Source organism: Pseudomonas sp. NBB (genome assembly GCF_032701105.1).
In the GTDB taxonomy this organism is placed as follows: domain Bacteria; phylum Pseudomonadota; class Gammaproteobacteria; order Pseudomonadales; family Pseudomonadaceae; genus Aquipseudomonas; species Aquipseudomonas asiatica.
The window spans coordinates 4,894,123-4,920,682 of sequence record NZ_CP103994.1 but is presented as its reverse complement, the minus strand read 5'-3'; the positions used below and the strand labels follow the sequence as shown (position 1 = coordinate 4,920,682).

Sequence of the window (26,560 nt, the reverse complement as noted above, 5' to 3'; positions counted from 1 at the left end):
TGTCCATGGGGGCCGGGGCTGCGCCATCGCGCGTGGCCAGTTCTACCGTGTACTTGCCGCTCGGCATCAGGAGATGAATATGGATTTGAACGCTGAAGTCGATCAGCTGGTCCGCCAATCCCAGACCTGGATCCCCTTGATCATGGAATATGGCAGCCGTGTGTTGCTGGCGCTGCTGACCCTGGCGGTCGGCTGGTGGATCATCAACAAGGTCAGCGCCCGCCTGGGCAAGCTGGTTGGCCTGCGCAACGCCGACCTGGCACTGCAGGGCTTCATCAGCACCTTGTCGAATATCGTGCTGAAGGTGCTGCTGTTCGTCAGCGTGGCGTCGATGATCGGTATCGAGACCACCTCGTTCGTTGCCGCCATCGGTGCCGCGGGCCTGGCCATCGGCCTGGCCTTGCAGGGCAGCTTGGCGAACTTCGCCGGCGGTGTGCTGATCCTGATGTTTCGCCCGTTCCGCATCGGTGACTGGATCGAGGCGCAAGGCGTGGCCGGCACCGTCGACAGCATCCAGATCTTCCACACCGTGCTGCGCACTGGTGACAACAAGACGGTGATCATGCCCAACGGCAGCCTGTCCAACGGCATCATCACCAACACCAACCGCCAGCCGACGCGCAAGGTGGTGTTCGATGTGGGCGTGGACTACGAGGCCGACCTGCAGAAGGCCCGCAACGTGCTGCTGGAGCTGGCGCAGGACCCGCGCGTGCTGCCCGACCCGGCGCCGCAGGCGGTGGTCGCGACCCTGGGCGACAGCTCGATCACAGTGTCCTTGCGCTTGTGGACCAAGACTGCCGATTACTGGGATGTGATGTTCATGCTCAACGAGCATGCGCGTGACCGGTTGAAGGCCGAAGGGATCGACATTCCGTTCCCGCAGCGGGTGATTCGCGTGGTGCAGGAGACTGCAGCGCAGTAATACCGCGTTGTCATTGATTGGGGCCGCTTCGCGCCCCATCGCGACACAAGGCCGCTCCTACAGGGAATCGCGTAACCCTTGTAGGAGCGGCCTTGTGTCGCGATGGGGCGCGAAGCGGCCTCGGCTTTTTACACTTGTTCACAGCAATACCCCGCCATTTCTGGCATATAGCCTGACCCCACCTGCCACACCCGATACGCCATCATGAAACCACTGCTGTACATCACCCCCCTGCGCGCCTTGCTGTTCGGTCTGACCCTGGCCCTGTTCGAGCTGCTCACCTACCTGGCCAGCGACGCCGTCATGCCGGCCATGCCGGTGGTGGTCGGCGACCTGAATGCCAGCCCCGAATACATTCCCCACGCCCTCAACTTGTACCTGCTGGGGGGCGTGGTGCTGCAATGGCTGATCGGTCCGCTGGCCGACCGCTATGGCAGGCGCCCGTTGCTGCTGATCGGCTGCGCGTTCTTCGGCCTGGCCTGTCTGGCCACCTTCTGGGTCCACGACATCGGCCTGTTCAACTTGCTGCGCCTGCTGCAAGGCATCGGCCTGGGCTTTGTGGTCACGGTCAGCTACCCGGCCCTGAACGAAGCCTTCAGCGAAGCCGACGCCGTGCGCATGATGGCCCTGCTGGCCAACATCGCCTTGCTCTCGCCACTGCTCGGGCCGCTGGTGGGCACCTTGCTGCTGCAGTGGCTGGACTGGCGTTGGCTGTTCGTGGCCTTCGCCATTGGCGCGGTTGTGGCCTGGCTGCTGCTGTACCGGCTGATGCCGGAGACCTTGGGCGTGGAGCGCCGTGACGGCTCGCGCCTGGCATTCACGCCGATCCACCTGCTGCCACTGCTGGCCGGCTACGGCCAGTTGCTGGGCAACCGCCGCTTTGTCGCTGGCAGCGCGGCCCTGGGCCTGGTCGGTCTGCCGCTGATTGGCTGGATCGGCCTGTCGCCGGTGCTGCTGATCCACGACGAGGGGCTGAGCACCATGGAGTACGCCTTGTGGCAGTTGCCGGTGTTTGGCGGGCTGATCCTGGGCAACCTGATCATCAACCGCATTGCCGATCGCTATCCGTTGGCGGCGCTGGTGCGCGGTGCATTGTGGCCATACCTGGCCGGCCTGTGCCTGATGGGACTGGCGACATGGTACTGGCCGAGTGTGACCAGCGTGGTGGCGGGCATGTCGCTGTACGCGCTGGGGTTGGGCGTGGCCAACGCGGTGCTGTATCGCATGACGCTGTTCGCCAGCGAGCAGAGCAAGGGCCTGGTCTCGGCCATGCTGGGGATGATCACCATTGCCTTGCTGGGGTTGGGTGGGGCGCTGCTGGCGATGATTGGGGCCGGGGCCAGCTTGCTGCACTTTGCCCTGGCGGCGGGTGTGGCGGGGGCCTTGGCGCTGTGGCCGCTGTGGTTTGTGGTGGGTGGACGGCCTGGTGAGGGGGCTGTTGCTCGGTAAACTTTATTGCCTGAACTGGCCTCTTCGCGGGTACAGGCAATACAAACCTGTCAGGGCCGCTCGGCCGCCGAACCTTCCTCTGCAACCGGTTTGCCCGGCCCGGCTTCCTGGCGCCACTGCAGGGCAATCAGGATCAGGGTCGGCACGCCAAGGAGGGCAGTGATCAGGAAGAAGTCGTGGTAACCGAACTTCTCCACCATGACCCCCGAATAACCCCCGATCAGCCTTGGCAACAGCAGCATGATCGAGCTGAGCAACGCGTACTGGGTAGCCGAGAACTTCAGGTTGGTCAGGCTCGACAGGTAGGCAACGAAGGCCGAGGTGGCCAGGCCGGAGCTGAAGTTGTCCAGCGAGATGGTCACCACCAGCATTTGCAAGTTCGGGCCCATGTCGGCCAGCATCAGGAACAGAATGTTGGTGCCCGCGGAGGCCGCACCGCCGATGAACAGGATCGGCATGATGCCGAAGCGCACGATCAGCAGGCCGCCAACACCGGCGCCGACCAGGGTCATGATTAGGCCGAAGATCTTGCTGACGCTGGCGATCTGGTCCTTGGTGAAGCCCATGTCGATGTAGAACACGTTGGCCATCACGCCCATTACCGTGTCCGACATGCGATAGGTGGCGATCAGGCCGAGCAGCAGCAGGGCCTGCCAGCGGTAGCGGGCGATGAAGTCGTTGACCGGGGTCAGCACCGGCGCGAGGCCGCGACGGCCCAGGCTCGACAGGCACGCCCAGGTCAGCAGCACATAGAGGATCAGGCGCAGGAAGGCGCGGTCTTCCAGCAGCAGGTCCAGTGGCGTTGCATCACCGGAGATGACGCTGGACCAGCCGGTATTGAACATCTGGGTGAAGCTGGCCGGTACCGATACCAGCAGGATTATCAGCACGAACACCGAGGCCAGCTGGTGCACCAGCCCATAGCGCGCTGCCGACAGCTGGGTACGCATGGGTACGGGCGGTTCGCGCATGATCAGGGTGGTGAACACGGCGGGCAGCATCATCACCGCGAACATGACGTAGGTGCCGGCCCAAGCCTTGTGCAGGTAGCTGAAACCGGTGGAGCCGAACCACTCGGCGAAGAACAGGGCACCAGCCGTGGCCAGCAGGGCCGCCACGCGGTAGCCGGCCATGTAGCTGGCGGCGAGTGCAGCCTGGCGCTGGTCGTCGGCGATTTCCAGGCGGTAGGCATCGACCGCGATGTCCTGGGTGGCCGAAGCGAAGGCCACCAGCACCGCCAGGGCGATCAGCCATGACAGGTGCTGCTGCGGGTCGCACAGGCTCATGCCGACCAGCCCGATCACCACCAGCGCTTGCGACAGCAGCAACCACGAACGCCGGCGCCCCAGGCTGCCGAGCAGCGGCAGGCGCCATTGGTCGAGCAGTGGCGACCACACCCACTTGAAGGCGTACGCCAGGCCGATCAGGCTGGCGTAACCAATGGTCTCGCGGGCCACGCCAGCTTCGCGCAACCACACCGAAAGGGTGGAGAACACCAGCATGTAGGGCAGACCGGCGGCGAAGCCGAGCAGCAAAAGTACCAAGGTTGACGGGCTGGCATAGGCAGCAAGCGCAGCGCGCCAGGTTTTACGGGGCATGGGCCAACATCTGCCTCAAGTTTGCGAAAACAAAGCGCGCACTCTAACCGCTGTGCTCCATCGGGCGCCAGCCATGGCGCGTCATATCCACACGATTGTTGGTTACATTTACACCCTCCGCACGCAGGCGCGCCCGTTGTTCATCCCCAGACGGGGTACCCAGTGCCAGGCTCAGGCGGCCGCCTGCACCGAGCACCCGGTGCCAGGGCAGGCGAGTGTCCGCGGGCAGTTGCCCGAGGGTACGCCCGACCCAGCGTGCCGCCCGACCAAGCCCTGCCAGTTCGGCCAGTTGGCCATAGCTGACCACCTTGCCGGCCGGAACTTGGCCAAGTACCGAATACAGCACCGTCCGTCGGCCCTCGGCGGAGTCGAGGGCGTGCTCATATCCGTCAGACATCAGGCCCCCTCTGGGCTGCAGATGAAACCGGACCGGCGGTCTGGCAAATGAGAGTTGAACTCAACGGCATGCTCCCGGTCTTTTCTTGCTCTGGTCGTCGTTATCCGGATAATGCCCGGCTTTTTTCGCCAAATCGAACCCGTAGTCCGCAAATCATAGCCCGCTTATGTATTCTAGATCCTTGTTGTGCCTGCTTGCTGTTTCCCTCTGCGCCTCCCCGGTGTTCGCCGACACCGTATGGATGAAGAACGGTGACCGTCTCAGCGGCAAGATCAAAGTCTTCGACGGCGGCAAGCTGCTGCTGGAAACCCCTTATGGCGGTTCCATCGCCCTGGACTGGAAAGAGGTCCAGACCCTGGAGAGCGACCAGGAGATGCTGGTCAAGCAGGACGCCTACAGCGGTGAGCGCGCCAAGTCGCTGAAGGCCGCCGAGCCCGGCAAGGTGACCTTGGCCAATGGCGAGGCGCCAAAGACCGTGGAGCTGGCCAGCATCGAGCAGATCATGAAGCCCAAGCCCCTGGTCGAGGACTTCGTGTGGAAGGGCAACGTCGACGTGGCGCTGGACTACAAGCGCGCCGAGAACGACACCGACGACTACGACGTCGGCTTCAAGACCAGCGCCCGCCATGGCCGCTGGCGGCACAACGCTGAAGGCGAATACAACCGCGAGACCAAGGACGACGTCACCACCACCGACAACTGGAGTGCCGAGTACGCCCTGGACCGCTTCCTCACCGAGAAGTGGTTCTGGCAGGGGCGCATGGAGTACAAGCGCGACCGCATCGAAGACCTAGCCCGCCAGCGCACCGTGGGTACCGGCCCGGGTTACCAGTTCTGGGACAACGAACTGGGCGCGTTTTCGCTGGGGTCGCTGATCAACCGCACCGACTTCGAATACCAGGATGGCGCCAAGGACAACTTCTATTCTGCGGCGGTGAAGTGGGACTACACCCGCTACCTGATTGGCAAGAATGTGCAACTGTTCACCAACGGCGAGTTCGCCAAGCCGCTGGGTGGCGTGGCCGACTATGCGCTTGATGCCGAGGTTGGCCTGCGCTACAAGGTCACTGAATGGGCCTCGCTCAACCTCAAGGCGGAGAAGGACATCATCACCGGTACCCGTGAGAGTGACCTGGACAAGACCCGCTATACCGCAGGCTTCGGCGTCACCTGGTAAACCGCCGGGGGCGCGTTGCGCCCCTATCGCGACACAAGGCCGCTCCCACAAAGGCAAGATATACGTCGGTCCATGTGGGAGCGGCCTTGTATCGCGATGGGCTGCAAAGCAGCCCCATTGGCACTGGATCTGATAATGCTTATCTTGTCCTATCCAGCCCGATATCAGGAGCCGCCCCCAAGTGAGTACCAATGCCATCCGTCCCGCCCGGGAGCTGCTGCTCAAGGAATACCGCGGCGTGCTCTCGACCCATTCCAAGTCGATGCCCGGCTACCCCTTCGGCTCGGTCGTGCCGTACTGCCTGGACGCCCAGGGCAACCCGTTGATCCTCATCAGCCGCATCGCCCAGCACACGCACAACCTGCAGAAGGATCCCAAGTGCTCGCTGCTGGTAGGTGAGCGCGAAGCCGAGGACGCGCAGGCCGTGGGGCGCCTGACGGTGATGGCCGAGGCGCACAAGCTGGTGGAAGAGGCCGCCATCGAGGCTGCCGCCGAGCGTTACTACCGCTATTTCCCGGACGCGGCCAACTACCACAAGGCCCACGACTTCGACTTCTGGGTGCTGCAGCCGGTGCGCCACCGCTACATCGGCGGCTTCGGCGCGATCCACTGGCTCGATCAGGTGACCCTGGCCAACCCGTTCGCCGGCAAGGCCGAGACGAGCATGGTCGAGCACATGAACAACGACCACGCCAACGCCATCGCCCATTATGTGGAACTGACCGATTTGCCACGCCATGCGCCAGTACAGATGGTCGGGGTGGACAGTGAAGGCATGCACCTGCGTATTGGCCAGGCGGTTTACTGGTTGCCCTTCCCAAGTACTTGCAACACGCCGACACAAGTCCGCGAAGCCCTGGTTTTGCTGGCTCGCGCCGACCAGTGGCCGGTTGCGACGGAAGTCGAGGGTTGAAAAGCCGAGCGCACGCATCCATCTGTTGGTCTTACAGGAAGGTTCTCTTCCGACGAGGAATGCTTTGATGCGTGCTTTTCTACTGCTGTTTCTCCTGTTTCCCGTGCTGGAGCTGTTCGTCTTCGTGAAGGTCAGTGCCGCCATCGGTTTCTTCCCGGCACTGCTGCTGATCATCGCCGGCTCCGCCCTGGGTGTGCTGGTGATGCGCGTGGCCGGGCTGGCAACCGCACTGCGCGCCCGTGAAAGCCTGCAGCGTGGCGAACTGCCCGCCGAGGACATGTTCCAGGGCATGATGCTGGCCGTTGGTGGTGGCCTGCTGTTGCTGCCAGGTTTCATCAGCGACGTGCTGGGCCTGCTGTGCCTGCTGCCATTCACCCGTCATCTGGCCGCGCGCAAGATGCGCGAGCGTGCCGAGGCCCAAGCCATGCGACAGCGCGCCTTCCAGGACGACCCGTTCCAGGCCCGGCCGCGTGATGGCGGGCATAGGCCGAATGTGATCGAAGGCGAGTACGAGCGCCGCGACAAGTAATAACCGGGGGCCGCTTTGCGGCCCTTTCGCGACACAAGGCCGCTCCCACAGGCAATGCATACCTTCTGTGGGAGCGGCCTTGTGTCGCGAAAGGGGCGCAACGCGGCCCCAGCTTTTTGCGGGGCCAAGGCGCTAATGAAAAATTTTCTGAAGCAAGCCTTGTAATTGAATATGGCGGCCTCATGTATGTGGTCACCGCAAGGTTTCTGGTGGCAACACCAGGCATAACTCAGGTGGTTCGCCCATTGCGGGCCACCCCGGCAACGCCGGACAGCTACAACCCGCCGGTGTCGACACCGGCCGATGAAAACCACAATTTGGGAGAGATCGACAATGAAGCTTCGTCCTCTGCATGACCGCGTCGTTATCCGTCGCAGCGAAGAAGAATCGAAAACCGCTGGCGGTATCGTCCTGCCGGGTTCGGCCGCTGAAAAACCAAACCGCGGCGAAGTCGTCGCCGTCGGCACCGGTCGCATCCTGGACAACGGCGAAGTTCGCGCACTGGCCGTGAAAGTGGGTGACAAAGTGGTTTTCGGCCCTTACTCGGGCAGCAACACCGTGAAAGTCGATGGCGAAGACCTGCTGGTCATGGCCGAGAACGAAATCCTCGCCGTTATCGAAGGCTGATTTCCCCGACTTCCCGTTACTCCAAAGAATTCCAAGGATTAAACGATCATGGCTGCTAAAGACGTAAAATTCGGCGATTCCGCTCGTAAGAAAATGCTGGTTGGTGTCAACGTTCTGGCTGACGCGGTAAAAGCGACCCTGGGCCCGAAAGGCCGTAACGTGGTGCTGGCCAAGAGCTTCGGCGCTCCGACCATCACCAAGGACGGCGTTTCCGTCGCCAAGGAAATCGAGCTGAAAGACGCCTTCGAGAACATGGGCGCCCAACTGGTCAAGGAAGTTGCTTCCAAGGCCAACGACGCTGCCGGTGACGGCACCACCACCGCTACCGTCCTGGCTCAGGCCATCGTCAACGAAGGCCTGAAAGCCGTCGCTGCCGGCATGAACCCGATGGACCTGAAGCGCGGCATCGACAAGGCCACCGCTGCCGTCGTCGCCGAGCTGAAGAACCTGTCCAAGCCATGCGCCGACTCCAAGGCCATCGCCCAGGTAGGTACCATCTCCGCCAACTCCGACAACTCCATCGGTGAAATCATCGCCGAAGCCATGGAAAAAGTCGGTAAAGAAGGCGTGATCACCGTTGAAGAAGGCTCGGGCCTGGAAAACGAACTGTCGGTCGTTGAAGGCATGCAGTTCGACCGCGGCTACCTGTCCCCGTACTTCGTCAACAAGCCGGACACCATGGTTGCCGAGCTGGAAGGCCCGCTGCTGCTGCTGGTCGACAAGAAGATCTCCAACATCCGTGAGCTGCTGCCAGTTCTGGAAGCCGTTGCCAAGGCCGGCCGCCCACTGCTGATCGTTGCCGAAGACGTTGAAGGCGAAGCCCTGGCTACCCTGGTAGTCAACAACATGCGCGGCATCGTCAAGGTTGCTGCGGTCAAGGCTCCGGGCTTCGGCGACCGCCGCAAGGCCATGCTGCAGGACATCGCCGTCCTGACTGGCGGCCAGGTCATCTCCGAAGAAATCGGCCTGTCGCTGGAAACCGCTACCCTGGAGCACCTGGGTAACGCCAAGCGCGTCATCCTGTCCAAGGAAAACACCACCATCATCGACGGCGCTGGCGCCGATACCGAGATCGAAGCACGCGTCAAGCAGATCCGTGCCCAGATCGAAGAGACTTCCTCGGACTACGACCGTGAGAAGCTGCAAGAGCGTCTGGCCAAACTGGCTGGCGGTGTTGCCGTGATCAAGGTCGGTGCCGGCACCGAAGTTGAAATGAAAGAGAAGAAAGCCCGCGTTGAAGACGCCCTGCACGCTACCCGTGCAGCCGTTGAAGAAGGCGTGGTACCTGGCGGTGGTGTAGCCCTGGTTCGCTCCCTGGCTGCCATTGCCAACCTCAAAGGCGACAACGAAGACCAGAACGTCGGTATCGCCCTGCTGCGTCGCGCTGTTGAAGCGCCGCTGCGCCAGATCACTGCCAACGCCGGCGACGAGCCAAGCGTTGTCGCTGACAAGGTCAAGCAAGGTTCGGGTAACTTCGGTTACAACGCTGCTACCGGCGAATACGGCGACATGATCGAGATGGGTATCCTGGACCCAGCCAAGGTCACCCGCTCGGCGCTGCAAGCTGCTGCTTCGATCGGCGGTCTGATGATCACCACTGAAGCCATGGTTGCCGACCTGCCGGAAGACAAGCCAGCTGCTGGCATGCCTGACATGGGCGGCATGGGTGGCATGGGCGGCATGATGTAAGCCAGCCTTACCCCCTGCACCATGAAAAGCCCCGGTTCGCGAGAACCGGGGCTTTTTTGTTTTCCTGTTGGGACCATTGGGGCTGCTGTGCAGCCACAGGTTTGCGCCAACCTTGTGACAGGCGTTTTACCTGTAGGAGCTGGCTTGCCGGCGAAAGGGCCGCAAAGCGGCCCCGGGTTCAGGCGACGCTACGCTCAGCGGCGGGTACCTCAGCCATTCCCCGACGATACAGAACCAGGTAATACGACCCCAAGCCGATCAGCCAGCAGAACACCGCCGTCCACACGTTGTGCGACAGGAAGTGCGCCCCCTGCATCATCCGCCCCAGCGACAGCACTGACCCGGCGACGAAGGCCACCGTCAACGCCACCCGTGCCAGCCTCGGCTTGCGATCACGCAACATGAAGAACAGCCCGAACAGGCAGAACCCGGTGGCGGCATGCCCGCCCGGCCAGCACAGCCCGGGCTTGTCGGTCGCCGGCCGCGGTTCCAGCAGCTTGCTGTAGGTTTCCTTCCCGCCAAACTGGGTCAGGCTCCACGGGCATTGCACCTGGGTCACTTTCTTCAGCGGTGTGACAAACGCCGTGGACAGGCCCAGTGCCAGTACCAGGCAGCCCAGCTCACGGCGCCAGCCGAACAGGCGCTTCCAGAAGAAGCTGGCAGCAAAGGTCACCAGTGACATCACTCCCAGCAGGATCACCCCCTGCTTGACCCTGTCATGCAGGATGTTCTCCAGCAAATAGCTGTGGCGGCCGATGAACTGCCCGGCAGCAGGGTCGAAGAACAGGTTGGCAATGTCCATGTCGACCGAGGTCAGTTCCAGCAGGATCAGGCCAAGCGCGGTCGCCAGGGGTAGCCCCAGGTACAGCCAGAAATTGATCGGGCGAGGGCGGGTTGGTTGCTGCATGACGGCTCCAGGGCGCGAAAAAGATCGGGCATTGTCGGCCGCCCGCTATCCTGTGTCCGTGAAGGATCAGTGAAAAAACCGTCAAGTGCGCTGAATTTTCCCTGGGGCTGGCACCCTGCAGGCATAGGCCTTAAGCTGCGCCTGCCGCGCACCACAGCGAGAAGCGCCGCACAGGAGAAACCGATGCGCATTCTTTTGGTTGAAGACAACCGCGATATCCTGGCCAACCTGGCCGATTACCTGGGCATGAAGGGCTACACCGTCGACTGTGCCCAGGATGGCCTGTCCGGCCTGCACCTGGCTGCCACCGAGCACTACGACCTGATCGTGCTCGACATCATGTTGCCGGGCATCGACGGCTACACCCTGTGCAAGCGCCTGCGCGAAGACGCCCGCCGCGATACGCCGGTGATCATGCTCACCGCCCGCGACCAACTGGACGACCGCCTGCAGGGCTTCCGCTCCGGTGCCGACGATTACCTGCTCAAGCCCTTCGCCCTGTCGGAGCTGGCTGCCCGCATCGAAGCGGTGCTGCGCCGGGCCCAGGGCGGCGGGCGCCGCACCTTGCAGGTGGCCGACCTCAGTTATGACCTGGACACCCTCGAAGTCACCCGCCAGGGCCGCCTGCTCAAGCTCAACCCTGTCGGCCTCAAGCTGCTGGCGGTGCTGATGCAGAAAAGCCCGCACGTATTGCGTCGCGAAGTGCTGGAAGAAGCCCTTTGGGGAGATGATTGCCCTGACAGCGACAGCCTGCGCAGCCACGTGCACCAGCTGCGCCAGGTGATCGACAAGCCGTTTGAAAAACCGCTGCTGCATACCGTCCATGGCGTCGGCTATCGCCTCGCCGAGGGCCGTGATGGAGTTTAAGCAAAGCCTTGCCCAGCGCATCATCATCGCCTTTGCCCTGATGAGCGCGCTGGTGGCCGGGGCCTTCGCCTTTGGCATCGTCGGCACCGTGCACCTGGTCGAGGAGCGGCTGATTTCGTCGGTGCTGGGCGGTGACCTGCAGCGCCTGCTGCGCATGGACAGCGTCAGCGACTGGAGCCACCGCCCCCGCCCCGACCAGCTGTTCTATTTCAGCGGCGGGCGCGACGACTTCGAACTTCCCAAGGACCTGCGCCACCTTGACCGCGGCTTCCACGAGGTATTCCGCGATCAACTGTCGTACCACGCCATGGTCGAGATCGTTGATGGCCGTCGCTATGTGCTGTTGCAGGACCAGAGCGACTTCGAAGAGCGCGAGCGCTTGCTGTTCGCGGTGGTGGTGGTGGGCTTCGTGCTCAGCCTGGTACTGGCGGTGATCCTCGGCTGGCTGGTGGCGCGCCGGGTGATGGCGCCGGTGATCCGCCTGGCGCGCCAGGTACGCCACCGTGACCAGTTGCTGGGGCTGGCCCCGCCGCTGGCACCGGACTATGCCGCAGACGAAGTCGGCCAGCTGGCGGTAGCCTTCGACGATACCCTGGGCCGCCTGCGCGATGCCCTGACCCGCGAACGGTTGTTCACCAGCGACGTCAGCCATGAATTGCGCACACCCTTGATGGTGCTGGCCACCTCGTGTGAGCTGCTGATGGAAAACCCGACGCTGGACGCCCGCTCGCGCAGCCAGGTGGAGCGTGTGGCGCGGGCCACGGAAGAAATGCGCGAGCTGGTCAAGACCTTCCTGATGCTGGCCCGGGCACAGCGCGACGAGGGTGCGGTGGCATCGCGGGCCACCCTGCGGGAGGTGGCTGACGAACTGGTCGGGGTTTGGCGCGACACCATCGAGCAGAAGGGCCTGGCCTTGTATTACGATGGCCGCGTCAGTGCCAGCCCGGTACTGTACAACGCCACCTTCCTGCAGTCGGTAATGGGCAACCTGCTGCGTAATGCCGCGCACTACACCGACAGCGGCTACATCCGCCTGAGCCTGGAAGCCACCGGCTTCAGCGTGGAGGACAGTGGCGTGGGTATCCCGGAGGAACAGCGCGAGGCGATGTTCCGGCCGTTCGTGCGCGGCGATGAGCGGCGCGGTGAGGGCCTGGGCCTGGGCCTGTCGTTGGTACAGCGCATCTGCGATGACCAAGGTTGGCATGTCACCCTGACATCAACCTTGCCACACGGCTGCCGTTTCGTGGTCGACCTGAGCAAAACCGCAGTGAAGGGCGATCCAGAGGCTTTGGTCGAGTAATCTGTTGTTACAGGCCATTCGGCGCTCAACATATTTTTCACATCAGCATGACCTGATTCCTACGCTTACTTACCTAATGTGGGCGGAATGGAGTCAGGAGATGCCCAATGCGTAGCCCCATCAAGCTTGAATTTTCCGAGAAGTACGACAAAGAACATGCCCGCGAGTACTTTCTCAAGCACCAGGATGGCCTTGCGCGACGCCTTTCCCACAAGCGTGATGAGCAACTGGCGCGTCGTGCCTTGGCATTGGCTGGTGAGCCTGGGCTGGTCCTCGACCTGCCATGCGGTGCTGGCCGCTTCTGGCCGTTGCTGGCAGAAAAGCCCAACCGGGTGATCATCGGCGCCGACAACTCAGAAGCGATGATCGAGACAGCCTGTACCGCGCAAGCGCCAGAGGTGGTGGCACGGGTACGCCCTTTGCAGACTTCGGCATTTGCCATCGACTTGCCGGACAATTCGGTGGACAGCATCTTCTGCATGCGCTTGTTCCACCACATCGGCGAAGCGGCGCACAGAAAGACCATTCTTTCGGAATTTCAACGGGTTAGCCGTGATAGTGTGATCCTGTCATTGTGGGTGGATGGTAATTTCAAAGCATGGCGCCGGAAAAAACTGGAACAGCGCCGCAGGTCCAGGAAGGGCGACCAGGACAATTACCAGAACCGGTTTGTGTTACCGGCCGACACGGTCGAAGAAGAATTCCGAGCCGCCGGCTTCAGAATCCAGGAACGCCTCGACTTCCTGCCGTTCTATGCCATGTGGCGGGTATATGTATTGCGTAAGGGGTAGTGTTTGATGGCTGTAGCCCAGAGCGGGGAGTCGCGGTTCGATTTTTACTGGCGCCAGCAGGGCGAGTGGGTCGAGGAGCCTAACCAGCGCCGTGGTGGCGAGAGCGGTGTGCAACGCCTCGACGATGGCAATGGCAAGCTGCTGTATGCCAAGCGCCAGGTCGGGCATATCTACCGTAGCCTGCTGCACCCTTTCGGCCGGCCGACCGTATTGCGTGAGCTCGATGCGTTGAACAGCTTCGAGCAACTGGGCGTGCGTGTACCGCGCATCGTCTTCTGTGGCGCCGAACGTGGTGCCGACAAGCAGTGGCGTGCGCTATTGGTGAGCGAAGCACTCGACGGTTTCGTCGAACTCGATACCTGGCATGCCGAAGGTGCCCGCGAGCGTTACCCGCAGGTGGTGCATGAGCGCATGCTCAAGGACCTGGCGGACAACCTGGCGCGCATGCACCTGGGGCACTGGCAGCACGGTTGTCTGTATGGCAAGCATGTGTTCGTCAAGGTGATTGGCGAGGGCGAGCAGGCCCGGGTCGAAGTCGCGCTGCTGGACCTGGAAAAATGCCGTCGGCGCATCAGCTGCCAGCGTGCGGCGGGCAATGACCTGCGCCAGCTGCGCCGCCATTCGTCGATGAATGACGCGGAATGGCAAACACTGCTCTACTTTTACCAGATGGCGTTTGGCAGCGCTGTCAAAGGGTTAGGGCAATGAAACTAGAAATAGCTCGAGCTTTGTTCCTGGTAGCTGGCCTGGCGGTGACCACCGTGGCGGTGGCTGCCTGGGAGGAGCCGAAGCCGACAGTGTTCAGCAAGGCCGAACTGGCCGACCAGTGCGCGTTGCCGCGGGAAATGAAACCGCAGCAACAAGCCGAGGCCGCGCCGGATCAGGATCTGTTGCTGTTCCTGTTCGGCATGCGCCAGGGGTTGCGGCCGTTCGGTTGAATCCGGTGTAGATGGAAATGCCAGAGGCCTCGCGATTGCGGGGCCTTTGGCATTTTTGCATTTGCCTCGCCGGCCTCTTCGCGGGTGAACCCGCTCCCACAGGTACTGCACCCATTCCGGATCCGGTGCCGTACCTGTGGGAGCGGGTTCATCCGCGAAGAGGCCGGTTCAGGCAACCGATGTTTCCCTGGCAACCGCCTTGTGCGCCAGCAGGGTGTAGATACAAGGCAACACGAACAGGGTAAACAGCGTGCCGATCGACATCCCGGTGGCAATCACCGTACCGATGTCGAAGCGGCTGACTGCCCCCGCACCAGTCGCCAGGATCAGCGGTACCATGCCAAATACCATCGCCGCCGTGGTCATCAGCACCGGCCGCAGGCGAATCGCCGCGGCTTCCTCGATCGCTTCGTGCACACTCATGCCGCGCTCCTCACGTAACTGGTTGGCGAACTCGACAATCAGGATGCCGTGCTTGCTGATCAGCCCAATCAGTGTCACCAGCCCGACCTGGGTGTAGATGTTCATGCTCGATACGCCAAGGAACAGTGGCAGCAGCGCGCCACAGATCGACAACGGCACCGTCACCAGTATTACCAGTGGGTCGCGGAAGCTTTCGAACTGCGCCGCCAGCACCAGGAAGATGATCGCCAATGCCAGGCCGAAGGTCACCCACAGCGCGCTGCCTTCCTGGACGTACTGGCGCGCCACGCCGGCATAGTCGAAGGCGAAACCTTCCGGAGCCTCCTCGCGGGCGATGCCCTGTACGGTCTGCAGCGCCTCGCCCAGGCTGACCATGGGCACGCCCTGGATGATCGCCGAGTTCAGCTGCTGGAACTGGTTGAGCTGGCGCGGGCGGGCGCGGTCGGTAAGGGTGATCAGGGTGGATAGCGGCAGCAGTTGGCCCTGGTCGTTCTTCACGTAGTAGTTGTTCAGCCAGCCGGGGTTGTCGCGGTAAGGCCGCTCGACCTGGGCAATCACCTTGTAGCTGCGGCCTTCGAGGGTGAAGCGGTTGATTTCCGCCTCGCCCAGCAAGGTCGCCAGGGTGCTGCCCAAGGTGTCCATCGACACCCCCATCTGCGCCGCCTTGGCCCGGTCGATATCCACCACCACCTCGGGCTTGTCGAAGGCCAGGTCGATGTCGAGGAAGGCGAACTTGCCTGATTCCTGGGCGCGGGCCTTGATGCGCTGGGCCACATCCAGCAGTGCCGGGTAGTCGCCAGCGCTGTTGATCACGAACTGGAATGGCAGGCCCTCGCCGGTGCCGGGCAGCGACGGCAGGTTGAAGCCGAAGATCTGCAGGCCACTGATTTCTTCGAGCTTGCTCTGCACCAGCGGCAGCAGCTCCATCTGCGTGCGCTCGCGCTCGTTCCAGGGCTTGAGCAGGAAGCCGCCGATGCCGGTCTGCACGCCATTGAAACCGTTGATCTGGAACGACGAGTAATACTCCGGGAAAGCCTTGAACAGCGGAGTGAATTCGTCGGTATAGGCGTTGAGGTAATCAAGGTTGGCCGGCTGCGGCGAACTGCTCATCATGAAAATCACCCCCTGGTCCTCGTTCGGCGCCAGTTCGTTCTGGGTGAACTTCAGCAGTACCGGAATCAGGCACAGGATGATCACGGCAAACACCAGCACGACAGGCCGGCTGTCGAGGGTGGTGTGCAGCAGGCGCTGGTAGCGCACCTTCAGGCGTTCGAACAGCACGTCCAGGCGGTGGGCCAGGCCGCTGGGGTTCTGTTCCTGGCGCAGCAGCAGCGCGCACATCATCGGTGACAGGGTGAGGGCAACGATGCCGGAGATGATCACCGCACCGGCCAGGGTCAGGGCAAACTCCTTGAACAGCGCGCCGGTGAGCCCGGTAAGGAAGCCGATCGGTGCATACACCGCTGCCAGGGTGATGGTCATCGACACCACCGGCATGGCGATTTCGCGGGCGCCCTCGAGGGCGGCGTCGAACGGTGACTTGCCTTCTTCCATGTGCCGGTGGATGTTTTCCACCACGACGATCGCGTCGTCCACCACCAGCCCGATGGCCAGCACCATTGCCAGCAGGGTCAGCAGATTGAGCGAATAGCCCATCATCTGCATGAAGAACAGCACGCCGATCATCGACAGCGGAATGGTCACCACCGGAATCAGCACCGAACGCAGGGCACCGAGGAACAGGAACACCACCACGATGACGATCAGTACCGCTTCGCCGAGGGTCTTGATCACTTCGTCGATGGAGGCCTGGATGAACAGCGTGGCGTCATAGGCGATCGATACCTTCAGCGCCGAGGGCAGCTGGCTTTCCAGCTCGGGCATGATGCGCCGCACTTCCTTGATGACGTCCAGCGGGTTGGCGGCTGGTGTGGCCTTGATGCCGATGTACACCGATGGGGTGCCGTCGAACGAGCTGACCGTATCGTAGTTTTCAGCCCCCATCTCGACCCGCGCCACATCGCCAAGCAGCACGCGGCTGTCGCCACTGGTCTTGACCGGCAGGGCGGCGAACGCCTCGGCCGACTTCAGCTCGGTGCTGGCGTTGATGCTGGTGACCACGTATTCACCCTTCACCTCGCCGGCCGCGGAAAGGAAGTTGTAGCGGCGCACGGCATTGGTCACGTCGATGGCAGACAGGCCATAGCCCGCCAGTTTCACCGGGTCGATCCAGATGCGCATGGCGAACACCTGGTTGCCGAGGATTTCCGCTTCGGCCATGCCCGGCAGGGTCGCCAGCTTGGGCTGGATCACCCGCGACAGGTAGTCGGTGATTTGCGGGTTGCTCATCTCTTTGCTGTAGAAACTGATGTACATAAGCGCCGAAGCATCGGCGGCTTCCTTGCTCAGTACCGGGTCTTCGGAGTCCTGGGGCAGCTTGTTGCGCACTTCGTTGGCCTTGGCCAGCAGTTCGGTGAACAACCGGTCGCTGTCGGCGCCGATGCGGGCGTAGATGGAAATGATCGAGAAGTTCTGTCTGCTCACCGAGGTCATGTAGTCGATGCCTTCGGCGCTGGCCAGGCTTTGCTGCAGCGGCTGGGTGATATAGCCCTGGATGGTCTCGGCGTTGGCGCCGGGGTAGGCGGTGGTTACGGTGATCAGGGCATTTTCCATTTGCGGGTACTGGCGGATCTGCAGCTTGTTCCAGGCCTGGAAGCCCAGCAGCAGGATCAGCAGGCTCACCACGCTAGCCAGCACCGGGCGGCGGATGAACGGGTCGGTGAACGCCATGCCAGCCTCCTGTCAGTCCTTGCCCGGCGTGCCCGGTGCGGGCTTCAGGGCTTTGTCCTGGCCGATGCGGATCGCGGCACCGGGGGTGAGCTTCAGTTGGCCGGCAGTGACCACCTGTTCCCCGGCCTGCAGGCCCTTGCTGACCACCACCACGCCGTCACGGCGCTCGCCGGTTTGCACCGTGCGCTGCTCGGCGGTGAGCTGCGGCTGGCCCTTGTCGTCGTTTAGTGGCTTGCCGTCCTTGTCCTTTTTCGGCGTTGCGACATACACCGAGTTGCCATACAGGGTGTAGGTGATGGCGCTTTCCGGCACCACCACTTGTGGCTGCGGGTTGGGTAGCAGGATCAGCAGGCTGGCGAACATGCCCGGCAGCAGCTTGCTGTCCGGGTTGGCCATGGTTGCGCGCACCAGCAGGTTGCGCGTGGTTTCCTCGACCTTGGGGTTGATGGCGCTGAGGCTGGCGGGGAAGGTCTGGCCCGGGTAGGCGGCCACCTGCACCAGCACCTGCTGGCCCAGGCTGAGGTGCGGCAGGGCCTGTTCCGGTACGTTGAAGTCGACGTAGAGGCTGGATGTGTCCTGCAGGGTGGCGATCACCGTGCCGGCGGCCAGATAGTCGCCGACGTCCACTTGGCGAATGCCGATGGTGCCACTGAACGGAGCGCTGATGCTCTTCTTGGTCTTCGATGCCTTGAGCTGGTCGACCACCGCCTGATTGCGCCGGTACTGGGCGGTGAGGCGGTCGAATTCGCCGCGGGAGATGGCTGAGTCGCCGACCAGCTGGCTGCCACGGCCGAAATCTACCTTGGCCAGGCCCAGGTCGGCCTGGGCGGTGCCGAGCAGGGCGGTTTCCTGGTCGTCGTTGAGTTGCAGCAACAGTTGCCCGGCCTTGACCTGCTGGCCTGAGTCGAAATGCAGGGCCTTGACGATGCCTTCCACTTCCAGGCTCAGCTCAACGCCCTGTAGCGCCTTGAGGCTGCCGACAGCGGGCAGGCGCTCTTGCCACGGGCGCTGTTCGGCCAAGGCGGCCGCCACGGTGATGGGCGGCTTGGGGGCAGTGAACATCTGGATCTGCTGGTAGATCGAAAAGGCTTTGTAGCCCCCCAGGGCCAGCACGATCAGCAGAACCACGGCCAACATGATGAGCATGCGGCGGCGCAGCATAGGTCCGGTTCCTTGGATGCGGTTGTTATTCGCTTAGACACGACAACGGGCGATCCTGCCCACGTGTGGATGGGGGAAGTATTGACTGTTTTTTGGGGGAAAGGGAGTGGAATGCCTGGGCCGGCCCCTTCGCGGCTGAAGCCGCTCCCACAGGGACCGCGCAGTCAGCGGGTTGCGCTATTCCTGTGGGAGCGGCTTTAGCCGCGAAGGGGCCAGTACAGCCAACCCGAAAATCAGACGAGATGCAGGTGGTTGTCCCAGAAACCGGACGGCAGGTTCATCGGTTGCCCGACCAGCTCGGCCTTGCGGCAATCATAGAACCGGCAACGGCCCTGCCCGGAGGTGACGACAAAGCCGTCCTGTACCGCGCCCACCCCCGCGCAATCGGGCATTGGCGCATCCAGCCGCACCGCGCCGCTGTCCAGGTCCCAGACGAACAGGCGGTTGGCTCGTGGCGCGGTCAGCGCGACCAGCCGCAGCTCGCTGTGGATAGCCACGCTGGCGGTGTACTGGGCCATGGCCTGCAACTGTCGCTCCGGCACCGGGAAGGCCTTGAACGGCTCGCCCGGGCGCTTGATCGCCAGCAGTTCGGCGGTTTCATCGGCATCGCCCATGAACTGTTGGCAGGCGGCGATGGTGCCATCGCTGCCCACCGCCAGGTGGCGCACGCTATTCATCTGCTGGGCCAGGGTTTCCTTGCTCAGCAGGGTACCGTCGCGCTGCATCAGCACCAGGCTCGGTTCCATGGCGTCGAGGTTCATCTCCACCCGGCTTTCGGCTTCGGTGCGGATACCGCCGTTGGCCACGATCAGCGTTTCGCCGTCCGGCAGCCAGGCCACTTCGTGCGGGCCGATGCCGTGGGTCGGAATCTCCCCGCTGTGCACCAGGCGCTCGCCTTCGAAGCGGTACACGCCGAGTACGCCACGCCCCGGGTCGGTGGTGTCGTTCTCGGTGGCATACAGCCATTCGCCACCTTTGTGAATGACCGCGTGGCCGTAGAAGTGCCGGTTCGGCTGCGAGGTGACGGTTTGCAGCAGGCGCCCGTCGCGCAGGTCGACCAGGTAGCTTTCGGTGCCGGGACGGCGGGCGACGAACAGGGCGATCGGCAGGTCCGGGTGATGGATGATGGCATGGCAACGTTGGGCGACCTGGGTGCTGAACACCTGGGTGCCGTCCAAGCGGAACCCGACCGCATAGTGCTTGCCGTCGCCGTCGTCACGCGCCGACAGCAGCAGGGGCTCGCTGCCTTTGTTGCGGAACAGGCTCCAGCCGCCCAGGGTGAGGGCGCTGAGCAATACGCTACCGAGTTTGAGGGCCTGGCGTCGCAGCATGATCAGTCACCGTCGTTGGCATTGAAGCCCAGCTGGATGTTCAACGCCTTGGCCAGCTCGCCTTCGTGCAGGCGGTGGACGGCGTTGAGGCTGTCGTAGATCTGGTTCAGGGTTTGCTGGCCAGCGTCGTCGGCCAGCAGCTCGCCCAAGGTTTTCTGGTTGTCGGCCAGCAGCTTGAGCGAGGCAGCGTAGGCGGCGTCGATCTTGTCTGCCAGGGCTTTCTGATCGCTGGACAGCAAGCCGCGCAGGCCTTGGTTGTCGACCCCGACCCAGACCGCTTCGGCGGCCTTGAGGCTGGCCTCCAGGCTCTTGAGCGAGCTGTGGCTGCGCCAGGCTTCGGCCTGCAGTGGCTGTGGAATGCCCTTGCTCTGGCGGCCCATCGGCGCACCGAGCTTTTTCTTCAGGCTGTCCAGAGCGGTGACCTGGGCGCGCAGCAGGTCGGCGATGGCCTCGTGGGAGTCGGCGTAGCGCTGGTTGGGGAACTTGGTCATCTGCGAGAGCATGCCGTCGGTGCTGTTCCAGCCCTTGAGGATCTCTTCGGCCAGGGTTTTCTGGTGTTCACCGATGGCCACCAGCAACGGGCAGTAGCGGGCTTTCTGCTCGGCAGTGGCGATGTCCGGCTTGCTGTCGAACAGGATGTACTCGTAGGCCGACAGGCCACGTACCACCACGCTGGCCTTGCCCAAGGCCGCGGCATCGACCGGCTGGTCTGCGTTGACCAGCTGCTCGACCTGGCGGCCGACCAGGTTCTTCTTGTCGGGCCAGAACTGTACTTGCCAGGCGCGGTTGCCTTCGGCCAGCGGGCCGACCAGCAGCGGTTGCAGCTCGGCCCAGGCCTTTTGCGCGTTGAGGAAGTCGGCACGGGCCTTGTCCAGGGTTTCCTTGCCTTCGCAGTAGGCCAGGGCGCTGGCGGCCAGCGTGCGGTCGGCTTCGACCCAGCGGCTGTAGGTGGGCAGGATCACCTGCTTGGCGATGGCAGCGGAGGTGACTGCTTGCGGGTCCTGCGGCGAGCAGGCGCCGAGGGCGAGTGCGGCGAGGCTGGTGAACAACAGTTTGGGTCGGAACATGCCCGGCTCCTTTGCGCTTTTTAAAGTGAGTTCAGGAAAGCCAGCAACGCGGCACGCTGCTCGGCATTGAAAGTGAGTACGAAATTGCGTGCCGACTCGGCTTCGCCACCGTGCCAGAGCACGGCCTCGAGCAGGTTGCGGGCGCGGCCGTCGTGCAGGAACTGGCTGTGGCCACTGACCGTTTCGCTCAGGCCGATGCCCCACAATGGCGGGGTGCGCCAGTCCTGGCCGTTGGCGGCGAATTCGGTGCGCTCGTCGGCCAGGCCCGGGCCCATGTCATGCAACAGCAGGTCGCTGTAAGGGCGGATCAACTGGTTGGCCAGCTCCGGCTCGGCGGCATTGGCGGCTGTGGTGAACTGCGGTGTATGGCAGCCCTGGCAGCCGGCCTGGTAGAACAGGTTCTTGCCCGCCAGCACCTGCGGCGAGCCAACATCGCGGCGGGCCGGCACGGCCAGGTTGCGGGTGTAGAAAGTGACCAGGCGCAGGATATTATCGCTGACTTCCTTCTCGCCATCGGCACCGTCGCCGTTGGGCGCGGCCAGGCAGTCGGCCTGCGCCGGGGTACAGTCGTCGTTGGGCTGCAGGGTGGTGGTCAGGCCCATGTCGCCGGCAAAGGCATGCACGTTCTGCTGGTTGACGTTGGGCTGCCCGGCCTTCCAGCCGAAGCGGCCGACCACGGTTTTGCCCTGGGCGTCATCCCACACCCGGTTGGCCCGGCCGCGGATGCCGTCGCGGTTGCGGTCGTCGGGATCCTCGTTGGCCAGCAGGTCGGCTTCGGGGATGGCTTCGAGCAGGCCCAAGCCGATCATCGGCGGCGCCACTCGCGCCGAAAAGCGCGTGTCGGGGTGCATCACGCCATAGCCGAGCTGGGTGATCTGCAGGGCCGGCTTGCGCAGCTCGACCTGGTGGCCATCCTCGAACGACACCGTTTCGCTGGTGTAGCTCACCCGCACCTTGCCTTCCGGCGTCACGCCGGGGATGGCCATGTCCTGCAGCTGGGTGCCATAGACCGGCTCCGGCACCACGCCGAGGCGTTCGACCACCTTGGCCAGGTAGGGCTGGTCGGGGATCGACAGGCGTACCAGCATCGATACGGCGTTGCTGTCGCCCGGCTCTGGCGGGTGGCCGCGGCCGTCGCGCACGTGGCAGTTCTGGCAGGCATTGGTATTGAACAGCGGCCCCAGGCCGTCACGTGCGGTGGTAGTGGATGGGGCGATCACCCAGGGGTTGCGGAAGAAGCTGTTGCCTACGGCGAAGTCCAGGCGCCGCTCGGGCGAGAGGTTGGCCGAGGGCAGGGAATAGGCATTGCGGTCAGTACGCTGCACGGTGGCTTTGCCGCCCGACAACGCTTCGCCGGGCTCGGCCTGGGTGAAACGCGGGGCGTCGTCGCAGGCGGCAAGGGCTAAGGCCAGCAGCAGGGGGGAGAGTCGGGACAGCGACAAGGACATCGAAAATCCTGGGCGTGAGCGAAAAACCGGCGTGCAAGCTTAGCAGGGTGAGTGAGTTTGAATAAGAGCAATTTGCAATTGCTGGATGAAATCGGTGTCAGTTGGCCATGTCGGCATGCTCGGTCTCTTGTGGGAGCGGCCTTGTGTCGCGAAAGGGCTGCAAAGCAGCCCCAGGATTTCGGCACCGATGCAAACAATGCCGGGGGGGCCGCTTTGCGGCCCTTTCGCGACACAAGGCCGCTCCTACAAGGGGGTGTGTTGCCTGAACGAAAAAGGCGACCCGAAGGCCGCCTCTTTCAGAACCGCTACAGCAGGATCAGAACTCGTGATCCGCGGTATCCGGGTTCAGGTTGGCAATGCCCAGCTTGCCCGCGGCCTGCTCGATCGCACCGGTCTGCTTGACCAGGGAGGCGATGGCGTCACGCACGATCTGGTTGCCGGCTGCGTTGTCGGCAGCGATCAGCTGGTCGTAGTGCTCGCCCTTGAGCGCGTGGTCGACGATCACCTGGATCTTGGCTTCGGTGGCTTCCAGGTCGGCCTTGAGGGTGGCGTCGGCAGCCGGGTCTACCTTGGCCACCAGCGACGACAGGCTCGGGCCGGTCACCTTGCTGCCGTCCGGGCGGGTGTACTCGCCCAGATAGACGTTACGGATGCCCTTGGCATCGTAGAAGTGCGAGTAGTGGGTGTTGTCGCTGAAGCAGTCGTGCTCGTCTTCCGGCGAGTTGGCCTCCAGCGAAACCTTCATGCGCTCGCCAGCCAGTTCGCCCAGCGACAGGCTGCCCATGCCGAACAGCATCTTGCGCAGGCCGTCGTTGACCGACTCGGCTTCCAGCTTGGCGCGGTAGTTGTCGGCAACGTTCGGGGCCCAGTTGCCGACCATCTCTTCGAGGTCCTTGACCAGCAGGTCGGTGACCGCTTTCAGGTAGGCACGGCGGCGGTCGTTGTGGCCACCGGTGGCGCCTTTGCCTTCCAGGTAGTCCGACGCCGGACGGTTGCCCGCGCCCGGGCCGGTGCCGTTCAGGTCCTGGCCCCAGAGCAGGAACTCGATGGCGTGATAGCCGGTGGCGACGTTGGCTTCAGAGCCGCCCAGTTCGTTCAGGCTGGCCAGCTTCTCGGGGGTGATGTCCTTGACGTCGATCTTCTCTTCGCCCACCTGGATCTCGGTGTTGGCGATGATGTTGGCGTTGGCCGCCGGGTTGCCCAGGGCGTGCTCATAGCTCTTGTCGACGTAGTCGATCAGGCCTTCGTCCAGCGGCCAGGCGTTCACCTGTCCTTCCCAGTCGTCGATGATGGTGTTGCCGAAGCGGAATACTTCGCTCTGCAGGTACGGTACGCGCGAGGCGACCCATGCTTCCCTGGCTGCTTTCAGAGTTTCGTCGTTCGGCTTGGCCAGGAACGCGTCGACTGCGGTCTGCAGGGTCTTGGCGGTGCTCAGCGAGTCGCTGTACACGGCGTAGACCAGCTCGGCGTAATGCTTGACCACGGCTTTGCCGGCGGCTTCGTCGACAGCCCCGGGCGCTGCAGCGGTGGTGCTGGCGGCAGCAGGTGCCTGGGCTTGCGGCGCGGCGGCCTTGTCGTCCTTGCCTTCACCGCAACCGGCGAGAGCGATGGCAATGGCCAGCAGACTGGCGGAGGCCAGAGGCATTCGAATCATTATTGGTTTCCTGCGTCGTGTGGTTGGACCAAGGGGTGGACGGTGCGCCGTGGCACGCGAAACGACAACATCATGCGAAAGATTTGCATTTGCTGTAAAGGGGCGGGCATGCAATTCGTGTAAATGCCGGTCACGGGCTGTAATCGGGCAGGCGGCTCAGAACATCGAAACCTGGTTTCGCTGTGCCTGCTTGAGGAAGTTGGTCAGCTCACGGGCCGACAGCGGCTTGCTGTAGTGGTAGCCCTGGCCCTCGTGGCAGCCCTGGGCGACGATGTAGGTTTCCTGTTCGGCGGTTTCCACGCCTTCGGCGATTACCTGCATCCCCAGGCTCTTGCCCAGCTGGATGATGGCGCGGACGATGGTGGCGTCGTCATCGTCGTCCAGCAGGTCCTGGACGAAGCTCTTGTCGATCTTGATCTTGTCCAGAGGCAGCGATTTCAGGTAGCTGAGCGACGAGTAGCCGGTGCCGAAGTCGTCGATGGCAATCAGTGCTCCGGAGCGGCGCAGGCTCAGCAGGTGCTGGGCAGCGGTGCTGATGTCTTCCATCAGGCCGGTCTCGGTGACTTCCAGCTCCAGGCTGCGTGGTGGCAGGCGGTAAGCCTGCAGCAGGTTGTTGACCACCCGCGGCAGCTCGTTGTGGTGCAGCTGCACGGTGGACAGGTTGACCGCCATGCGCAGGTCGCTGAAGCCCATGTCGTGCCATTCGCGCAATTGCCGGCAGGCCTGGTCGAGCACCCATTCGCCGATGCCGATGATGCTGCCGTTCTGTTCGGCCAGGGGGATGAACTGGTCCGGGGGCACCATGCCCAGCTCCGGATGTTGCCAGCGCAGCAGTGCTTCGACACCGACCACGCGGTGGTCGCGGTAGCTGATCTGTGGCTGATACACCAGGTACAGCTGGTTGCGTGGCAGGGCTTCGCGCAGGTCCTTTTCCAGTTCGCGACGGCGGCGCATCTCGCTGTCGACGCTGGCGATGTAGAACTGGTAGCGGTTGCGCGAACGGGCCTTGGCCAAGGTCATGGTCTGTTCGGCTTTCTGCAGCAGCTTCTCGGTGCTGTCGCCGTCTTCCGGGAACAGGGTGATGCCGATGGTGGCGCGCAGGCGGATCTGCTGGTGGTGGTCGAGGTCGAACGGCACTTCCAGGTCGTCGAGGATACTCTGCGCCAGTTCGGCGGCCTCGTAGGGCTGCTCGATATTGGCCTGCACCAGGGCGAACTGGTCACCACCCAGGCGTGCCAGGGCGCCCAGTCGGCCGCTGTGGGCGCGCAGGCGGTCGGCCAGGGCCAGCAGCAACTGGTCGCCGACCTGGTAGCTGAACTGCTCGTTGATGCCCTTGAAGTCGTCCAGGCCTACGCATAGCACCGCCACGCGGTGTTGCAGGCGGCCACCGTCGACGAGGATCTTGTCCAGTTGCTGCTGCAGTTGCTGACGGTTGGGCAGGCCGGTGAGGAAGTCATACTGGGCCATGCGTTGCAGGCTGTTTTCCGCCTCGTGACGCAGGTGGGTGTTGCGCTCGATCGAGGCCAGCAGCTGGTTGGCGGTATTTACCCACAGGCCCAGCTCGTTCTTCTCGTGGCCCTTGAGCAGCGGCAGCTGGTGCTGGCTTGGGCGGTCGGGGTTGATCTGGGTGAGGTGCTCGATGATCTTCGACAGCGGTTTGGTCAGCAGCCAGTGGTAGACCAGATACAGCACCAGGCCCATGGCCAGGGCCCGCAGCACGCCGGAAATGAAGATGATCACGGCGTTGATCAGGAAATCTTCGCCGTAGGACGAGGTGTCGAGGGTGATGCTCAGGTCGCCGTAATATTCGCTGTAGGGGCCGCGGCCGACCAGTTGCGTGCTGTAGGTACGTTCCTGGCCGAGGATCAGGTCGGTCAGCCAGCGCATGGACATGTCCTGCAGCGGGCGGGACTTTTCTGCGAGCATGGTTTCGTTGGGGTGGCCAATGGAGGCCATGCGTACCGATTCGTCCTGGAACAGGCCTTCAATCACCTGCATGCCCATTTCGCGGTCGAGGCTATATACCGCCTGGGTCGAGGGGTCGCGGAACATGTCGAGGATGCGTTGGGCATCGCTGTTCACGGCTTGGCGGGTCTTGTAGGTGTCGTAGACGATTTGCGCACAGCTGAGCACGACACCGACCGCTAGCGCCGACAGCAGCACGACCCTGAGCAACTTGACCGACAAGCTGTTCCGCAATTCCAGCTTCAATGGGGGTTTCCTTAATCCATGCGCATGGCATCATTTTGCCATCAACGATGACGATACACTATCGGCCGACCATCAGAAGTGTATCGGTTGCCTGACCCCGCAACTTGAATGCGCCGTGACAATCTTCCAGAGGTTTGATGTTAGCGTGGTATGCGGGCTGAGCAAGCGTTTTGCGGGTGGGGCGTGGATGAAAACCGTGTCGACCGCTTCGCGGGCAAGCCCGCCCCCTCAGGCATGGCACATTCCTCCAAATGGAGTAGCGTCTGTGGGGCGGGTCTAATTTGCACGCCGCTGGAGAAGCGGACGGGTCCCTGCGATGAACGGCAACTACCACCCGACGGCGCACGGCGCGCCATCGGCTGTCGATGATT

The 26,560-nt window shown here is 63.3% G+C and carries 22 protein-coding genes; 12 read left to right on the top strand and 10 right to left on the bottom strand.

Annotated elements, in window-relative coordinates:
• The first annotated feature begins 79 nt into the window (after positions 1-79).
• Positions 80-922, top strand: a complete 843-nt coding sequence (locus NY023_RS22765; protein ID WP_015271698.1) for a mechanosensitive ion channel family protein — start codon at positions 80-82, stop codon at positions 920-922.
• Between the two features lie 204 nt (positions 923-1,126).
• Positions 1,127-2,371: an MFS transporter gene (locus tag NY023_RS22760; RefSeq protein WP_013974097.1), complete on the top strand. Its 1,245-nt coding sequence runs from the start codon at positions 1,127-1,129 to the stop codon at positions 2,369-2,371.
• Between the two features lie 50 nt (positions 2,372-2,421).
• Here the strand turns inward: NY023_RS22760 and NY023_RS22755 are convergent, their stop codons facing one another.
• Together NY023_RS22755 and NY023_RS22750 are read right to left on the bottom strand one after the other, a co-directional pair.
• On the bottom strand, positions 2,422-3,969 hold the full coding sequence (locus tag NY023_RS22755; RefSeq protein ID WP_013974096.1) for an AmpG family muropeptide MFS transporter: 1,548 nt from the start codon (positions 3,967-3,969) through the stop codon (positions 2,422-2,424).
• Between the two features lie 43 nt (positions 3,970-4,012).
• The gene (locus NY023_RS22750) at positions 4,013-4,366 is read right to left on the bottom strand and encodes an MGMT family protein (protein ID WP_003260756.1); all 354 of its coding nucleotides are present in this window, start codon (positions 4,364-4,366) and stop codon (positions 4,013-4,015) included.
• A 166-nt stretch (positions 4,367-4,532) separates the two neighbouring features.
• On the opposite strand from NY023_RS22750, the gene NY023_RS22745 reads away from it, so the two are divergent.
• The 5 genes from NY023_RS22745 to groL all read left to right on the top strand — a co-directional run bounded on the left by NY023_RS22745 (position 4,533) and on the right by groL (position 9,301).
• Positions 4,533-5,543 (top strand): DUF481 domain-containing protein, encoded by a 1,011-nt coding sequence (locus NY023_RS22745; RefSeq protein WP_023662443.1) that lies wholly within the window; start codon positions 4,533-4,535, stop codon positions 5,541-5,543.
• A 181-nt stretch (positions 5,544-5,724) separates the two neighbouring features.
• Positions 5,725-6,456 (top strand): HugZ family protein, encoded by a 732-nt coding sequence (locus NY023_RS22740; protein ID WP_013974093.1) that lies wholly within the window; start codon positions 5,725-5,727, stop codon positions 6,454-6,456.
• Between the two features lie 67 nt (positions 6,457-6,523).
• Positions 6,524-6,985, top strand: coding sequence for an FxsA family protein (locus NY023_RS22735; protein WP_039612990.1), 462 nt, complete (start codon positions 6,524-6,526; stop codon positions 6,983-6,985).
• Positions 6,986-7,318: 333 nt separating this feature from the next.
• Positions 7,319-7,612, top strand: a complete 294-nt coding sequence (locus tag NY023_RS22730; RefSeq protein ID WP_003260750.1) for a co-chaperone GroES — start codon at positions 7,319-7,321, stop codon at positions 7,610-7,612.
• Between the two features lie 48 nt (positions 7,613-7,660).
• Positions 7,661-9,301: a chaperonin GroEL gene (gene groL / locus NY023_RS22725; RefSeq protein WP_013974091.1), complete on the top strand. Its 1,641-nt coding sequence runs from the start codon at positions 7,661-7,663 to the stop codon at positions 9,299-9,301.
• A 178-nt stretch (positions 9,302-9,479) separates the two neighbouring features.
• Here the strand turns inward: groL and NY023_RS22720 are convergent, their stop codons facing one another.
• The gene (locus NY023_RS22720; RefSeq protein ID WP_013974090.1) at positions 9,480-10,208 is read right to left on the bottom strand and encodes a phosphatase PAP2 family protein; all 729 of its coding nucleotides are present in this window, start codon (positions 10,206-10,208) and stop codon (positions 9,480-9,482) included.
• A 183-nt stretch (positions 10,209-10,391) separates the two neighbouring features.
• Here NY023_RS22720 and colR point away from each other — a divergent pair, with 183 nt between their 5' ends.
• The 5 genes from colR (at position 10,392) to NY023_RS22695 (ending at position 14,104) form a co-directional block, all read left to right on the top strand.
• On the top strand, positions 10,392-11,075 hold the full coding sequence (gene colR, locus NY023_RS22715) for a two-component system response regulator ColR (RefSeq protein WP_003255215.1): 684 nt from the start codon (positions 10,392-10,394) through the stop codon (positions 11,073-11,075).
• Positions 11,065-12,375, top strand: a complete 1,311-nt coding sequence (locus NY023_RS22710; protein WP_013974089.1) for a sensor histidine kinase — start codon at positions 11,065-11,067, stop codon at positions 12,373-12,375. The genes colR and NY023_RS22710 overlap by 11 nt, the downstream gene beginning before the upstream one ends.
• Positions 12,376-12,482: 107 nt before the next feature.
• Positions 12,483-13,166 (top strand): class I SAM-dependent methyltransferase, encoded by a 684-nt coding sequence (locus NY023_RS22705; RefSeq protein ID WP_013974088.1) that lies wholly within the window; start codon positions 12,483-12,485, stop codon positions 13,164-13,166.
• A gap of 6 nt (positions 13,167-13,172) precedes the next feature.
• Positions 13,173-13,874, top strand: coding sequence for a lipopolysaccharide kinase InaA family protein (locus NY023_RS22700; protein ID WP_013974087.1), 702 nt, complete (start codon positions 13,173-13,175; stop codon positions 13,872-13,874).
• Positions 13,871-14,104, top strand: a complete 234-nt coding sequence (locus NY023_RS22695) for a hypothetical protein (RefSeq protein WP_013974086.1) — start codon at positions 13,871-13,873, stop codon at positions 14,102-14,104. The genes NY023_RS22700 and NY023_RS22695 overlap by 4 nt, the downstream gene beginning before the upstream one ends.
• A 168-nt stretch (positions 14,105-14,272) precedes the next feature.
• On the opposite strand, the gene NY023_RS22690 is transcribed toward NY023_RS22695, so the two are convergent.
• From NY023_RS22690 to NY023_RS22660, 7 genes are all read right to left on the bottom strand, one after another.
• Complete coding sequence (locus tag NY023_RS22690) at positions 14,273-17,317, bottom strand: multidrug efflux RND transporter permease subunit (protein ID WP_013974085.1); 3,045 nt, start codon at positions 17,315-17,317, stop codon at positions 14,273-14,275.
• A 12-nt stretch (positions 17,318-17,329) separates the two neighbouring features.
• Entirely contained in the window at positions 17,330-18,478 is a 1,149-nt protein-coding gene (locus tag NY023_RS22685) for an efflux RND transporter periplasmic adaptor subunit (protein WP_013974084.1), read from the bottom strand.
• Positions 18,479-18,711: 233 nt separating this feature from the next.
• Positions 18,712-19,809, bottom strand: coding sequence for a DUF1513 domain-containing protein (locus NY023_RS22680; RefSeq protein WP_013974083.1), 1,098 nt, complete (start codon positions 19,807-19,809; stop codon positions 18,712-18,714).
• A gap of 2 nt (positions 19,810-19,811) precedes the next feature.
• Positions 19,812-20,876, bottom strand: a complete 1,065-nt coding sequence (locus NY023_RS22675) for an imelysin family protein (protein ID WP_013974082.1) — start codon at positions 20,874-20,876, stop codon at positions 19,812-19,814.
• Between the two features lie 20 nt (positions 20,877-20,896).
• The gene (locus NY023_RS22670) at positions 20,897-22,324 is read right to left on the bottom strand and encodes a di-heme oxidoredictase family protein (protein WP_013974081.1); all 1,428 of its coding nucleotides are present in this window, start codon (positions 22,322-22,324) and stop codon (positions 20,897-20,899) included.
• Positions 22,325-22,640: 316 nt separating this feature from the next.
• Positions 22,641-23,978, bottom strand: coding sequence for an imelysin family protein (locus NY023_RS22665; RefSeq protein WP_013974080.1), 1,338 nt, complete (start codon positions 23,976-23,978; stop codon positions 22,641-22,643).
• A 156-nt stretch (positions 23,979-24,134) separates the two neighbouring features.
• Positions 24,135-26,189, bottom strand: coding sequence for a putative bifunctional diguanylate cyclase/phosphodiesterase (locus tag NY023_RS22660; protein ID WP_015271685.1), 2,055 nt, complete (start codon positions 26,187-26,189; stop codon positions 24,135-24,137).
• Between the last annotated feature and the right edge of the window lie 371 nt (positions 26,190-26,560).

Bases quoted from the DNA above. Each gene is read 5' to 3' on its own strand.
- groL (WP_013974091.1), top strand. From the start codon at position 7,661: ATGGCTGCTAAAGACGTAAAATTCGGCGATTCCGCTCGTAAGAAAATG.
- NY023_RS22705 (WP_013974088.1), top strand. From the start codon at position 12,483: ATGCGTAGCCCCATCAAGCTTGAATTTTCCGAGAAGTACGACAAAGAA.
- NY023_RS22685 (WP_013974084.1), bottom strand. From the start codon at position 18,478: ATGCTGCGCCGCCGCATGCTCATCATGTTGGCCGTGGTTCTGCTGATC.
- NY023_RS22695 (WP_013974086.1), top strand. From the start codon at position 13,871: ATGAAACTAGAAATAGCTCGAGCTTTGTTCCTGGTAGCTGGCCTGGCG.
- NY023_RS22710 (WP_013974089.1), top strand. From the start codon at position 11,065: ATGGAGTTTAAGCAAAGCCTTGCCCAGCGCATCATCATCGCCTTTGCC.
- NY023_RS22730 (WP_003260750.1), top strand. From the start codon at position 7,319: ATGAAGCTTCGTCCTCTGCATGACCGCGTCGTTATCCGTCGCAGCGAA.
- NY023_RS22700 (WP_013974087.1), top strand. From the start codon at position 13,173: ATGGCTGTAGCCCAGAGCGGGGAGTCGCGGTTCGATTTTTACTGGCGC.
- NY023_RS22675 (WP_013974082.1), bottom strand. From the start codon at position 20,876: ATGTTCCGACCCAAACTGTTGTTCACCAGCCTCGCCGCACTCGCCCTC.
- NY023_RS22750 (WP_003260756.1), bottom strand. From the start codon at position 4,366: ATGTCTGACGGATATGAGCACGCCCTCGACTCCGCCGAGGGCCGACGG.
- NY023_RS22720 (WP_013974090.1), bottom strand. From the start codon at position 10,208: ATGCAGCAACCAACCCGCCCTCGCCCGATCAATTTCTGGCTGTACCTG.
- NY023_RS22765 (WP_015271698.1), top strand. From the start codon at position 80: ATGGATTTGAACGCTGAAGTCGATCAGCTGGTCCGCCAATCCCAGACC.
- NY023_RS22665 (WP_013974080.1), bottom strand. From the start codon at position 23,978: ATGATTCGAATGCCTCTGGCCTCCGCCAGTCTGCTGGCCATTGCCATC.
- NY023_RS22680 (WP_013974083.1), bottom strand. From the start codon at position 19,809: ATGCTGCGACGCCAGGCCCTCAAACTCGGTAGCGTATTGCTCAGCGCC.
- NY023_RS22755 (WP_013974096.1), bottom strand. From the start codon at position 3,969: ATGCCCCGTAAAACCTGGCGCGCTGCGCTTGCTGCCTATGCCAGCCCG.
- NY023_RS22690 (WP_013974085.1), bottom strand. From the start codon at position 17,317: ATGGCGTTCACCGACCCGTTCATCCGCCGCCCGGTGCTGGCTAGCGTG.
- NY023_RS22760 (WP_013974097.1), top strand. From the start codon at position 1,127: ATGAAACCACTGCTGTACATCACCCCCCTGCGCGCCTTGCTGTTCGGT.
- colR (WP_003255215.1), top strand. From the start codon at position 10,392: ATGCGCATTCTTTTGGTTGAAGACAACCGCGATATCCTGGCCAACCTG.
- NY023_RS22670 (WP_013974081.1), bottom strand. From the start codon at position 22,324: ATGTCCTTGTCGCTGTCCCGACTCTCCCCCCTGCTGCTGGCCTTAGCC.
- NY023_RS22735 (WP_039612990.1), top strand. From the start codon at position 6,524: ATGCGTGCTTTTCTACTGCTGTTTCTCCTGTTTCCCGTGCTGGAGCTG.
- NY023_RS22745 (WP_023662443.1), top strand. From the start codon at position 4,533: ATGTATTCTAGATCCTTGTTGTGCCTGCTTGCTGTTTCCCTCTGCGCC.